We start from the raw sequence: 13,211 nt of genomic DNA, 5'->3' as shown, positions 1-13,211 counted from the left end.
GAAATATTCGGCCTACTGAAGCCCACACCCAGCCCTTGACAGACATAGGAGCATCGTTCGGTGGCCTTTTCGGTAGTCAATGTCACGTTGAGTGGACCTTTTTCGGGTCCCGAATTGGTGCACAGTTGAGGTGCATCTAGTATCTATGTTGTGTCCGAGACGAAATCTGCCGCCGATACGGCGTATGTGACGGTCAAGGAGCTCATCGTCTCGGGGGAACTGCCCGGCGGTGAGCTCGTCAGCGAGGGTGAGATCGCCACCCGACTCGAGATCAGTCGCACACCCGTACGCGAGGCGTTTCTGCGTCTGCAGGTCGAGGGGTGGATGCGGCTCTATCCCAAGCGCGGGGCACTGGTGGTGCCGATCGCGGTGGGTGAGGCCGAGAGCGTCGTCGACGCGCGACGACTCGTCGAGGCAGGCAGCGTCCGCGCATTCATCGACGACGCGTCAGCCCGCGAATCCGTGGTGTCCGCGCTGCGGGAGAACCTGCGCCTGCAAGAAGAGCTGGCCGTGGACGGTACCGCCGCGCAGTTCAGCGCCGTCGACGCCGACTTCCATCGCACCGTCGTCCGCGCCGGCGGCAACCCATTGCTCGACGCGTTCTACGACGGACTTCGCGAGCGTCAACGCCGGATGACCGCAGCCTCGGTGACGCGTGACCCAGGCCAGATCTCCCGCATCGTCGACGACCATCGCCGACTCGCCGACCTGATCGAGGCGGGAGATGCAGACGGATTCGAGCGGGCAGTCGAACAACACATGCTCGGGGTGCACGGCCTACGACCGGACAGAGGGGGAGCACGATGAGCGAGACGATCACGAACGATCGTGACATCGAGACGACTGCGCGACGCTGGCTACTGGTGGCGTCGGGCATGTTCGCTGTGGCGTGGGGCGGCAACGAGTTCACGCCGCTGTTGGTGATGTACCGACTCGACCACGGGTTCTCGGCCGTGGTGGTCGATACGTTCCTGTTCGCCTACGTCCTGGGCATCATTCCGGCGATGCTGATCTGCGGACCGCTGTCCGACCGACTCGGTCGACGCCCGATCATGTTGCCCGCTACAGCAATTGCCGCGGCCGGGTCCATTCTGATCGCACTCGGACCGGACAACGCGTACCTGCTCTTCGGTGGTCGCGTGCTCAGCGGTATCGCGCTCGGAATCGGTATGGCCGTGGGTGGCAGCTGGGTCAAGGAACTCTCGAGCCGCGACGCCAACGCCAAACCCGGTGCCGGAGCGCGCCGTGCGGCGATGTCGCTGACCGCGGGCTTCGCCCTCGGTGCCGGAGTTGCCGGTGTGCTCGCGCAATGGGCACCCTGGCCGACGCACCTCGCCTACAGCGTGCACGTGCTGATCTGCATCGTCGCCGGTATCGGCATGCTGTCGGTTCCCGAAACTCGAACTGCCACAGCGGTGTCCAAGAACAAGAAGCTGCTCGACGACCTGAGGATCCCGTCCGCTTCCCATCGACGGTTCTTGTTCGTCGTGCTGCCGTTGGCCCCGTGGGTGTTCGGTGCCGCCAGCGTCGCCTACGCGGTGCTGCCGTCACTGATGGCCGACGCCCTGGCCGACGAGCCCGGCGGCGGCTATCCCGTCGCCCTGTCTGCCGCGATGGCGGTGATCGCACTCGGTTCCGGCTTCGCGATTCAGGCTGTCGGGCGTCGAATCGACACTCCCGCCAGTGCGCGAGGCGCTCTGGTTGCGCTGACACTGCTGGTTGTCGGCATGGCTGTCGCGGCGTGGGCGGCGTCGGTGCTGACCATTGCCGCAGCCCTGATCGCGGCCGCAGTGCTGGGGTGTGGCTACGGCATGGCGCTGGTCTCGGGTTTGCAAGAGGTGCAACGCATTGCGGGCCCCGATGATCTCGCCGGCCTCACCGCGGTGTTCTATTCGCTGACCTACCTGGGCTTCGCGGTGCCCGCCCTGCTGTCGGCATTGACCGAGACATGGCCCGGCGTGGTCACGTATCCGATCATCTTCGGATTCGGCGCGGTGATGGCGGCACTGTGTGGCCTGGTGGTGCGGTCGAAAACGTCTGCGCACTTGCCGAGCGCGTAGGGGCGGTTCGGCCCTAGGATCAGCGGCATCATGCTGCAGTCCTCGCGCACGGTCCCGCCGCATCGGGTGCCTCCGACGGTGGCGATCGCGGGTGCCACAGTATGGAACCGGCGTGAGGCGTACTGGTTTCTCGTCGCGGTGATCGTGCCGGCCGCATGCTGGTCGAGATTTCCGGCGATGATGCCCTACGTCTTCGCGATCGTGCTGCTGGGTGCAGTGGTATTTCGCAGCCGACGGATTGCCTGGTGGGTGTCGATGCTGCGCTGGGGACTGATCGCCGACGTCGAGACCGTGGACACGGCACTGCGTGGTGACCGCAATCTTCGCCTCGCGCACGCCACCGGCTGGAACGTCCAACGACGTTGGTACACAGGTGTTGTCACCGAATCAACGGTGCGGTACCGGGCCGGGGACGCGCGCGGCCACCTGTTCGTTCGGGGACTGCCGTTCACCACCGGCGTGGTGCTCGCGCACTCCAAAAATCCTGGATCGGCCATGGCCATCAGCGACTTCCCCTGCGATCTGCAACTGGACGGCAGGGGACGCTGGGCGACGTCGTTCCCGCCGGGCTTCTGGCGTCAAGCACTGGCAACGTCAGCGCTGTACGGCTACGCCGTGGCTGGCTTGGTGTTGTCACTCGGCGTTCGCTGACACAGCCGATGCGGTGGGTACCGTGGAGCGAGCACATCCCTCGTCCGACAGGAGCGAGCATGAAGTACAACTACTCCGGACCCTGGCCGATTTTTGCCGTGCTGGGCGTCATCGTGTGTTGGGTGCTGTTTCAGGTCGTGGCACTCGATGCGAGTGTCGGCCGCGCCATCGCGTCGCCGATCAATCTTTTCGCGTTGATGTCGGCGGGCTTCTTGACCATCGGCTACGCGCAGAAGCGGCGTCGGCGGGTCTGATCGGCGGATCGGCTCCCCGGATTCGGAAATATGCCTCCGATTGCAGGCTGATATCCGAAACTGGGGAGCCGATTGCCCGCGGGACCTACGGCAACGATGGAAGTTGCTTGTCCACCAGCCATGCGTCCCACAAACTTCGGGGGCAACCGAAGCGGGAGGCGAGGTCGGTGAAGTCCGCCGTTGCGACCGTCGAGTAGCGGTACTTGGAGGTCCATTCCTGGATCAGTCCGAAGAATTGCTCGTCGCCGATGGTGCGTCGCACTGCATGCAGTGCCAGTGCGCCGCGTTTGTAGACGCGGTCGTCGAAGATGCGCTCGGGCCCCGGGTCGGTGAGTTGCAGGTCCATCGCCAGACCGCGCTGAATGGTGTGCGCCCGCTTGGCCTTGTCGTGAGCCGTTGCGCCGCCGGAGTTCTCGGCCCAGATCCACTCCGAGTAGCACGCGAACCCCTCGTGCAGCCAGATGTCGGCCCACTTGCCGAGGGTGAGGGAATTGCCGAACCACTGGTGCGCCAGCTCGTGCGCCACCAGGCGCTCGTAGTACCGGGAACCGGAACAGTGATTGGCACCGAAGATCGACAGCCCCTGCGCCTCGATCGGAATCTCGAGATCGTCGTCGGTCACCACCACGGTGTACGACGCGAAAGGGTAAGGGCCGTAGAGCCGTACGAATGTGTCCATCATCTGCGGTTGACGACCGAAGTCGTGATCGAACTGCGCTCGCAGGCGCGGCGGAGTGATCGCCTTCATCGGCACCGGCCCCGAGCTGACGATGCGATGCTCGTACGGACCGATCTGGATGGTTGCGAGGTAGCTGGCCATCGGCTCTGGCTGCTCGTACACCCACGTGGTGCGGCTGGCGCGAGTCTGCTTGCGCACCAACGTTCCGTTGGCCACCGCGTAGTACGGGGAATCGGTGGTGATGGTGATGCCGTAGCTGGCCTTGGACACCGGATGGTCGTCGCACGGAAACCACGACGCAGCGCCGTTGGGTTGGCTGGCGACGAGCGAGCCCTCGGTGAGCTCCTCCCAGCCGACCTCACCCCACAAACCGTTGATGGGCTTCGGGGTTCCGCCGTACGCCACCGTCACCACCAGTGCCGCACCCGACGCGATGGGCTTGGCGGGCGTGATCTTCAGCTTGCCGCGCTGGTGGCTGAACTTCACCGAACGCGATCCGTTGACCGACACCTTCGACACGTTCATCGCCGGACCGAGATCGAGCGCGAACTTCGACACCGTCGCCGTGGTGACCGCGGTGATCTTCGCCTTACCCGCCAGCCGGTTGCTCTCGACCTTGTACTCGAGGTCGAGTTCGTAGCGCGAGACGCGATAGCCGCGGTTGCCGTTCTGCGGAAGATACGTATCGATCGGATTGTCACTGGAGTCGACGTCGAACACCGGTGCCACGAGCCTGTCCGGCACGGTAGATCACCCCTCGTTTCGGTCGTCGCGAATACGCGGAAAGGGATCACCCTTGGCCCACGGCGCGATCGGATTGCCCTGCCAACGAGTATGCGCGGGAACCGTATCGCCGCGCATCACCAGGGAGGCAGGCCCCACCGTCGCACCATCACCTATACCCGATGCAGGCAGCGCGACACAGTGTGGTCCCAGTGTTGCGCCTCTGCCGAGATCGACCGTGTCCATGGACATGATCCGATCATGGAACAGGTGCGTCTGCACAACGCACCCTCGGTTGACCGTCGCACCGTCGGCCAACGTCACCAGATCGGCCTCGGGAAGCCAGTACGTCTCACACCAAACGCCGCGGCCGATGTCCGCACCGAGCCACCGCAACCACATGTTCAGCACCGCGGTGCCCTCGGCAGCGCGCGCGAACCACGGCGCGGCAACGGTCTCGACGAACGTGTCTGCCACCTCGTTGCGCCACACGAACGAACTCCACAGCGGATGATCGGTCTTGCCGATCCGGCCCACCCACAACCACTTCGCCAACGCCGACACCGCAGCAGCCACGAAACCGGCGACCAGCAGGACGACACCGCTGAGCAACGCAGCCAACCAATACCCGACGGCGTCGGCGATCGCGGTGAGCGTGAACAGCACTCCGAGCCCGATGCCGAACGTCACGACGACGGGAATCAACCGGCACGTCTCGACGAACGACCGGGCGACCTTGAGCTTGCGGGGCGGATCGAACGTGCGCGACGAATCCCCACTACCGGCGGCCCGACGCAGCCGCACCGGCGGACTGCCGAGCCACGACGAGCCGGACTTCGCCTTGTCCGGCGTCGCGGACAGCACCGCGACGAGGCCGTTCTTCGGGACGGTTCGCCCGGGCCCGGTCATACCGGAGTTGCCGAGGAACGCCCGCTTGCCGACCTTGGCGTCGCCCAGATGCATCCAGCCGCCGCCGAGTTCGTAGCTGGCGACCATCGTGTCGTCGGCGAGGAACGCGCCGTCGGCGACGGTGGTGAACTTGGGAATCATCAGCACCGTCGACGCCTCGACGTCCTTGCCGATCTTCGCGCCGAGAAGCCTCAGCCAATGCGGCGTCAACAGTGACGCGTAGAGCGGGAACAGGAAGGTGCGCGCGGAGTCCATCAGTCGTTCGGTGGCCCACACCTGCCAGCCGATGCGGCTACGCACGGGGTGGTAGCCGCCGACGAGACCGATGCTGAGCAACCGCACCGCGACGACGGTGATCACCGCGAACACCGCCAACGACACCATCGTCGCGACGGGCAACATCACCAGACCACGTTCGAAGGCGTCGAACACGGAGTCCGCGGTGTGAATCCACCAGCCCATCAGCACCAGGCTGACGCCGATCGAGAACAGCGCCATGCCGGACAGGAACAGCGACGCGACGCCGTACGCGAACACCCATTTCGTCGCGCGCGGTGGCGTTTCCGCGGGCCACGGATGATCGGCCTTGCCGACCTTCTGAGCCGGCGAACCGGACCACATCTGACCGGCCTTGACCCGTCCGACGACGGCGGAGCCTGCGGTGACGACGGCGTTCTTGCCGACCTTGGTGCCGGGCAACAGCGTCGACCGTGCACCGACGGTGGCACCGGCACCGATCTCGACGCCGCCGATGTAGACGAGATCTCCGTCGATCCAATGCCCGGACAGATCCACCTCGGGCTCGATGGAACAGCCGTCGCCAAGCTCGAGCATGCCTGTGACCGGCGGCATCGTGTGCAGGTCGACACCCTTGCCGATCGTGGCGCCCAGAGCGCGCGCGTAGTAGACCATCCACGGTGCGCCCGAGAGGTTCGACGCACCACTGGCATCGGTCAATCGCGTTGCTGCCCACAGCCTGATGTGCATGCTCCCGCCGCGTCGATACGCGCCGGGTTTCAGCCCGGCCAGCAGGATGCGAGATCCGATCACCGAGATCGCCATCCGGCCGACCGGAGTGATGAACAGGACGAACGCCACGAGCACCCACCACCACGACAGCGTCGGAGCCCAGGGCACGTCGCCGAACCAGGACATGACGTTGAACAGAAGTCCGAGCCAAGTGACCCACTGCAATCCGGTGAGCGTGGTCAACGGAACCGTTGCTGCGATCTGCGCCCACTGCGCGGTACGCGACGTCGGGGCCACGTCACGAGGAACGGCCTCGACGACAGGCTTCAGATCGTCGAGATACTGCGCCAGTGAACCCAGCCGTGGGTGGTCGTACAGCTGTGCGACGGTGATCTCGGGGAACCGTTCGCGCAACGCCGTCACCAACTGAGCGGCCGACAGCGAACCGCCGCCGTTGGCGAAGAAATCGGCGTTCTCGTCGGAAACCTGCGCGCCGAGGATGTTGGTCCACAACTCGGCCACCCACCCCGCCGTGCCGCCGAGCGCAGACGCGCCCGCCATACCGGGCAGGGGCCACGGCAGCGCGTTGCGGTCGACCTTGCCCGAAGTGCGCGTTGGCATCTCGTCCACCAGCGCAAGCCTGGGCACCAAGGCCGCGGGCAACTGCTCGGCGAGCAATTCGCGTGCGGCTTCGAGATCGAAATCTGGATTGGTGCTGGCGAGGTATCCGACCAGCACCGAGTTACCGGCAGCGGTCTTGCGGATGGCGGCCGCCGCACCGCCGACTCCCGGAAGTGCTTGCAGCGCATTGTCTATCTCGCCGAGCTCGATGCGTCGACCGCCGAGCTTGACCTGATCGTCGGCGCGACCCTGGAACAAGAGCCCTTCGAGCTCGAGCTTGACCAGATCGCCGCTGCGGTACGCCCGATCCCACCCCAGAGAGAGCATGGGCGCGTACTTCTCGGCGTCCTTGGCCGGATCGAGATACCGAGCGAGTCCGACGCCGCCGATGACCAACTCACCGACTTCGCCGACCTGTACCGGGGTGCCCGACGCATCGACTACGGCCAGGTCCCATCCGTCCAACGGCAATCCGATGCGGACGGGCCCCTTCCCGTCCATGATCGCCGCGCACGCGACGACCGTTGCCTCGGTGGGGCCGTACGTGTTCCAGACCTCGCGGCCCTCGACGGCGAGCCGCTCGGCCAATTCCGGCGGGCACGCCTCGCCGCCGAAGATGAGCAACCGCACCGCTTCCAGAGCCACCGCGGGCCACAGCGACGCGAGGGTGGGCACCGTCGAGACGACACTGATGTCGCGGGAGACGAGCCACGGGCCCAGATCGAAACCGGACCGCACCAGCGACCTGGGTGCCGGAACCAGACACGCACCGTGCCGCCACGCCAGCCACATCTCCTCGCACGACGCGTCGAACGCCACCGACAGCCCGGCCAGCACTCGATCACCTGGGCCGAGTGGATCCTTCTGCAAAAACATGCGGGCCTCGGCGTCGACGAACGCCGCCGCATTGCGGTGACTGACCGCCACACCCTTGGGTGTGCCCGTCGAACCCGAGGTGAAGATGACCCACGCGTCGTCCTCGGGAGTGGGCGGCAGTGGGTCGGTCTCGGGAAGGCCGTCTTGTTTGGGAGCAGTACCGGCGGCGATGCCGCCCGCCGTGACGATGGCCGTCACCTTCGCCTCACCGAAGACCAACTCGGCCCGTTCTTCCGGGTCGTCCGCGTCCACCGGCACGTACGCGGCACCGACCGCGAGGATGGACAGGATCGCGACATAAAGGGAGAAGGAACCCGACGGCATGCGGATGCCGACGCGATCGCCGCGCCTGACGCCGGCATCGGCGAGCCACTGCGCGCCCTCGGCGATGTCGTCCAACAACTCGGAGTAGCTGACCGAGACAGCACCGTCGTCGATGGCGGGGGCGTCGGGAAAACGATGAGCGGTATCACGGAGAACGTCGATGAGCGTCCGGGCAGGAGGGGCGAGCGACGAGCGAAGAAACGCCGCCGGTGCAGGCGCGGTGTCCGCGCTCGAACCCGGCAGATCGTTCTCTTGATGCACAGACAACCGGGCGTCCTTCTCGTTCGTTGGCAAGTGACTCTGTGGTGCTGGGACTCTGTGCCGCTGGGGAGCAGCGCCGTTGGTTATCTCACGTTCTGTTTGCCAGCAGGTGAACGAGCGCTCCTTCCCACCGCGGGAATCCTACTGCTGCCCACGCGTGAGTTCCGGCTTGACAAAACCGCAGCGGGTTTGCCAGTGTCTTCTTCACGGTCACGAGTACCAGCGTCAAGCCCCGGCTCGCTGGTCGGCAACCCTCCTCCGCGGTGGGGTGCTCCGGGTGACGACCAGGCTGATGCCGGAAAACCGGCGCGGCAAGCGCGGACTCGTTCACCACATCCTTCGGTTGCGGGTCCCTCGAACGTGAGGGCTTGATCTGTCATGACATCTGTACTTTCCCGCCCCTGTGCTCCTTTTGCCCCTGTTTCGGGCACGGATCTGCAGGTACCCCTGGTGCAGGGCGGCACCTGCACCTACGCCAATTTCGACTACGCTGCCAGCGCACCGGCTTTGACGGCGGTGACCGATCGGATCGCGGAACTGCTGCCGTTCTACTCCAGTGTTCATCGCGGTGCCGGCTACGCCTCACGGGTCTGCACGGCAGCGTACGAGAAGGCGCGGGTGACCGTCGCCGATTTCATTGGTGCGCAGTCGGATTCGGTGGTGGTGTTCACCCGGAACACCACCGATTCGCTGAACCTGTTGGCCGCATGCGTGCCGGGTGAGACCGTGGTGCTCGACATCGAACACCACGCGAACCTGCTGCCGTGGCGTGACCGACGAGTGGTGGTGGCTGCGTCGACCCTGGCCGAGACCATCGACCGCCTCGACGCCGAACTCGCCGCGAAACCTGCTGCTCTGCTTGCGATCACGGGCGCATCGAACGTCACCGGAGAAGTTCTGCCGATCGCGGAACTCGCGGCACTGGCGCATCGGCACGGCGCACGCATCGCGGTGGACGGTGCCCAGCTGGTTCCACATCGGCGGGTCGACATCGCCGCACTCGGGGTGGACTACCTCGCCTTCTCCGGGCACAAGCTCTACGCCCCGTTCGGCGCGGGAGTGCTTGTGGGCAGGCGTGATTGGCTCGACCTCGGTGAGCCACACCTGGCCGGCGGTGGCGCGGTACGTAGCGTGCGCATCGACCACACCGATTGGGCTCCGGCACCGCAGCGGCACGAGGCGGGCACCCCCAACGTGCTCGGGGTTGCCGCATTGGCTGCGGCCTGCGAGGCCATTGCCGGATTCGACGATGCCGAGCTGCAGGCGCACGAGCGCGAACTGTCGTCCCGCCTGCGCGACGGGCTGGCCGCACTGGACGGCGTCGAGCAGCTCGAGGTGTGGGCCGACGCGACCGACAGCGTCGGCATCGTCACCTTCACCGTCGCCGGACGCGACCCCGGTGAGGTCGCCGCGTACCTCTCCGCCGAACACGGAATCGGCGTGCGGGACGGGAAGTTCTGCGCGCACCCACTGCTGAGCAGGCTGGGGCATGCGGCCGGAGCGGTTCGGGCCAGCATCGGCCTCGGCAGCTCGTTCGCCGATGTGGACCGACTCGTCGACGCACTCGCCGCCCTGGTCGAATCGGGACCGAACTGGCACTACGCAGAGGATGCAGGCTGGTGGAACCCCGTACCCGACCCGCGACCCTTCCCCGAGGTGGCCGATGGCGCCGCCGGGGTTGGATCCCCGTGCACCCCCGCAGACAGTTAGCATGGCGTCATGACCGTGAGTGTCGTATGGGCGGGCAACCGCCACTGGTGCAACAGATATGTGGATCTGTGCCGCACTGCGTCCGGGTCGTGTTCGAGTTCGGCTCCGCTCCGACCGAATGCCACCGACTGAAGAATCAGGACCACCACTCATGTCGCACAACTTCACCCGCGTCGCCGTCGAATTCTCTGCGGGTTGGACCGAACTGACCGCCGCTCCCGAGACGGATGTAGTCCGAATCCAGGCCTCCGACCTGCGGGAATCCCAGCAGCATCGCGCGCGGCTCCGCGCCGAGGCAGTCGACCGCGGCGAATCTGCCGACAGCACAGCAGTGTTTCTCGACCTCGAGATCCACATCGCGGCCGATGCCCGGACGGCCCGTCGGGAATTTGCCGCACTGGATGCACCGAGCAGCCCGTCATCGATCCGCTACGTGGGAACACCGGCGGGACTGGCCAGTTTGATCTCCGACGTCACCGCGGCCGATGTGGCCGACGGCGTGACATTGACAGTGCTCGGCGACGTCGCTCGCCAGTCGGTTCTCATCAACAACGGAGTACTGCCGCTGCTGGAATCCCGCGGGACCCGACTCGATATCGACGTCGTCGACGCGGTCCTCGGCGCACCGATCGCCCCGACTCTCGCGTCCTGAGAATTCGCGTCCTCGGGACGTGCGCGGCGGTCAGGTGACGTCGATCGCCAGACCCGCAGTGATGCGCACCAACTCGGTGAACGTGGACCTGAAGATCGTGTTGGTGTGACCGGCGGCCGCCCACACCTCGGAGTAGCCGGCGAGATCCTGGTCGACGAACGTGTCGAGGTTGGTGGGGTGGCCGACCGGGGCGATCCCACCGATCGGCTGGCCGGTGGCATGCTTGGCCGTGTCCAGAGGCGCACGCGTCAACACGCCGCCGAGACGCTCGCCGGTGTGCTCGAGATGAACGTTGTGGGCACCGGAGACGAGCAGCAGCACCGGCTCGTCGCCCAGCAGAAACACCATCGACTTCACGATCGCGCCCACGTCGACACCGAGGGCGGCAGCAGCATCGGCGGCAGTGTGCGTGCCCTCCGGACTGCTGACCACCACCCCGTGATGACCACGTGAAATCAGCGTGTCGGCAACATGGGCTGCATTCGGATGAAGTAGCCGGGACATGAACCAACCCTATTGCCCCAGTCTCATTTACGCAGATATGTCGAGATCACCGAACAGTCTCAATCGCGCCATGCCGCCGTCCGGGAAGATGTCCATCCGAACCTCCGAGACCGGGGTCTCGTGGTCGAGTACGAAGCGATGGCGGGTGTCGGGCTGCAACGTCGTTCGCGGCAACAGCTCGATCCACTCGCCCTCACCGAGCCGTCCGCGCAGTGACGCCGCGCCAGGGGCGTTGCCGAGGAAGCAGGTGGTGTCGAGCTCGGCGAGGCGAACGAGCCCGCTGCCTGCCAGCTGAACCTGAACCCAGTCGTTCGCGTCGTTGCGTCGACGCGAGGTCTCCCAACCCTCACCCATCGACCGCGGCGGGCCGGGGAACAACAGATTGTTGGGGGAGCTGTAGAACATGTTGGAACACGCCGAGACGTAGGCACCGTTCTCGAGCGCAGCCAGGTCGACCGGCCCGGCCGCGAGGAACTCGGGATCGGGCTTGCCGCGGCCCAGTACCCGCAACCGCGCCACTCCGCCGTCCGGGTAGATCGACAGTTTCACGTGCGTCCACCGCGCGTCGGAGGCGACGGCGAACCTGTTCTCACTGTCGCCGTCGACCGGGCTGCGCGCGACGATGGTGGTCCACTCGGTCTGCGTGCGCAGCTCGTCCGGGGACGGGAAGCCCTGCACCTCGGCGGCCTCGACCGAAATCTCCGGCGGATAGTTTCCGGTGAACCACGAGGTGTCGACGACGATTGCCGAGACGACACCCGGTGCGCCGAGACGCACGATGGCCTCGTCGTAGCCGGCCTCGCGTCGCCGACGCGTCTCCCACCCGTCGTAGATCTGACCCTTGTGCCCGAACGTCGCGGTCGAGTAGTCGGCCTTGCCGGGACTGACGAGATTCTCCTTCTCCGCGAACGTCTCGTCGTTCGCCCACACGACTGCGCCTCCGAGAGTGCGGACAGCGAGATCGGGCAGAGGCAGCGGGAAGGTGGAGGTCATGGGATCACACTTTACTGGTCTCGCGTGAGCTCATCGGGTTGTGTGCAGACCGACGCCGCAGAGCTGCCGCGACCATCAGTAGCGCGCCGATCACGATGTAGAGCGTCAGGCCGAGTGCGGGTTGCCCCAGTCCGGTGCCGGAGAAGTACACGATGCTGCGTACGCCCTCGGTGCCGATGCCGGGGGTGATCCACCGACCGATCGAGGCGTAGAGCGACGGCAGTACATCGGACCCGAAAGCGCCCCCTGCACTGGGGTTTCCGAGGATGACGAACAGCACGATGGCGGCGGGCACCGCCGCGACACCGATCAGGGCGCGCAGGCCCATGGTGAACAGTCCGGTGGCGAAGACGACCCCGGTTCCCAGCAGGGTCAGCGGAAACCAATGGCCGGCAAAGGTTTCCAGTACATGGGTGGTGAGGAATGCTCCGAGAGCGCCGGAAGCGAGGGAGTACACCGCGAGAATGCCGACGTGCATCCAGGTTTCGCGGCGCGAGGTCGGGGCCCCGATCAGCAGTCCGAATGCGGCAGCCAGAAGGTAGCCGCCGACGACCCATCCGACCGAGAGGTAGAAACCGGACAACCCTCGGTTGTCGTGCACACCGACCGGGATCTCGTCGCGCACCACGAACTGGCGGCCCTGGGCGGCGTCGACCTCGGTGAATATCGATTCCAGTGCGGTGGCTTCGGAACTGCCTGCTGCGCTCGCGGTGATGAGCGTGTCCGTTCCGTTCGCGCCGACGACATAGGCCCCGATGATGTCCCTGTCGCGGAGCAACGAACGGACCTCGGCGGTATCGGCCGCGGTGCGTGCCTCGAGTGGGGCACCGTCGATGGCGTTCAGGCGATCGGTCGTCTGCTGGTCCAGCCCCTCGGGGAGGCCGGCTTCGGTCACCACCGCGATGGGGATCGAATGCGGAGTCGGCTGATGAAACGCCGAGACGTAGCTGAGGATGAAGCCGAGCTGAAGTATCAGCACCGCGGCGGCGAGCAGTGACATCTTGCGCATGGGTGACTCCTGAATC

The 13,211-nt window shown here is 66.1% G+C and carries 11 protein-coding genes and 1 riboswitch; of the genes, 6 read left to right on the top strand and 5 right to left on the bottom strand.

Annotated features, from left to right (window positions below):
* Positions 1–150: 150 nt before the first annotated feature.
* From QM590_RS18480 to QM590_RS18465, 4 genes are read left to right on the top strand one after another with little or no spacing between them, the layout of a single operon-like run.
* The gene (locus QM590_RS18480; RefSeq protein ID WP_269595919.1) at positions 151–807 is read left to right on the top strand and encodes a GntR family transcriptional regulator; all 657 of its coding nucleotides are present in this window, start codon (positions 151–153) and stop codon (positions 805–807) included.
* Positions 804–2,060, top strand: coding sequence for an MFS transporter (locus tag QM590_RS18475; RefSeq protein ID WP_269595918.1), 1,257 nt, complete (start codon positions 804–806; stop codon positions 2,058–2,060). Before QM590_RS18480 ends, QM590_RS18475 begins: the two co-directional genes overlap by 4 nt.
* Before the next feature lie 30 nt (positions 2,061–2,090).
* Entirely contained in the window at positions 2,091–2,711 is a 621-nt protein-coding gene (locus QM590_RS18470; protein ID WP_269595917.1) for a hypothetical protein, read from the top strand.
* A gap of 59 nt (positions 2,712–2,770) precedes the next feature.
* Positions 2,771–2,965: a hypothetical protein gene (locus QM590_RS18465; RefSeq protein WP_094640899.1), complete on the top strand. Its 195-nt coding sequence runs from the start codon at positions 2,771–2,773 to the stop codon at positions 2,963–2,965.
* 85 nt (positions 2,966–3,050) lie between these two features.
* On the opposite strand, the gene QM590_RS18460 is transcribed toward QM590_RS18465, so the two are convergent.
* Positions 3,051–4,388: a M1 family metallopeptidase gene (locus QM590_RS18460; protein ID WP_269595916.1), complete on the bottom strand. Its 1,338-nt coding sequence runs from the start codon at positions 4,386–4,388 to the stop codon at positions 3,051–3,053.
* 6 nt (positions 4,389–4,394) lie between these two features.
* Positions 4,395–8,327, bottom strand: a complete 3,933-nt coding sequence (locus QM590_RS18455; RefSeq protein ID WP_269595921.1) for a Pls/PosA family non-ribosomal peptide synthetase — start codon at positions 8,325–8,327, stop codon at positions 4,395–4,397.
* A 208-nt stretch (positions 8,328–8,535) separates the two neighbouring features.
* Positions 8,536–8,651: riboswitch (SAM riboswitch) on the top strand.
* 54 nt (positions 8,652–8,705) lie between these two features.
* On the opposite strand from QM590_RS18455, the gene QM590_RS18450 reads away from it, so the two are divergent.
* Together QM590_RS18450 and QM590_RS18445 are read left to right on the top strand one after the other, a co-directional pair.
* A complete protein-coding gene (locus QM590_RS18450) occupies positions 8,706–10,037 on the top strand; it encodes an aminotransferase class V-fold PLP-dependent enzyme (RefSeq protein ID WP_269595915.1) in 1,332 nt (443 codons plus the stop codon).
* Between the two features lie 151 nt (positions 10,038–10,188).
* The gene (locus QM590_RS18445) at positions 10,189–10,689 is read left to right on the top strand and encodes a hypothetical protein (RefSeq protein ID WP_269595914.1); all 501 of its coding nucleotides are present in this window, start codon (positions 10,189–10,191) and stop codon (positions 10,687–10,689) included.
* A gap of 30 nt (positions 10,690–10,719) precedes the next feature.
* Here the strand turns inward: QM590_RS18445 and QM590_RS18440 are convergent, their stop codons facing one another.
* Genes QM590_RS18440 through QM590_RS18430 form a run of 3 tightly spaced genes read right to left on the bottom strand, consistent with a single transcriptional unit; the run spans position 10,720 to position 13,195 of the window.
* On the bottom strand, positions 10,720–11,193 hold the full coding sequence (locus QM590_RS18440) for a YbaK/EbsC family protein (protein ID WP_068053615.1): 474 nt from the start codon (positions 11,191–11,193) through the stop codon (positions 10,720–10,722).
* Between the two features lie 27 nt (positions 11,194–11,220).
* A complete protein-coding gene (alc, locus tag QM590_RS18435; RefSeq protein WP_269595913.1) occupies positions 11,221–12,186 on the bottom strand; it encodes an allantoicase in 966 nt (321 codons plus the stop codon).
* A gap of 4 nt (positions 12,187–12,190) precedes the next feature.
* Positions 12,191–13,195, bottom strand: coding sequence for an ABC transporter permease (locus QM590_RS18430; protein WP_269595912.1), 1,005 nt, complete (start codon positions 13,193–13,195; stop codon positions 12,191–12,193).
* Positions 13,196–13,211: the final 16 nt, after the last annotated feature.

This window comes from Rhodococcus sp. IEGM 1372 (assembly GCF_030056835.1).
Classification (GTDB): Bacteria; Actinomycetota; Actinomycetes; order Mycobacteriales; family Mycobacteriaceae; genus Rhodococcoides.
This window is presented reverse-complemented; position numbering and strand designations above follow the sequence as displayed.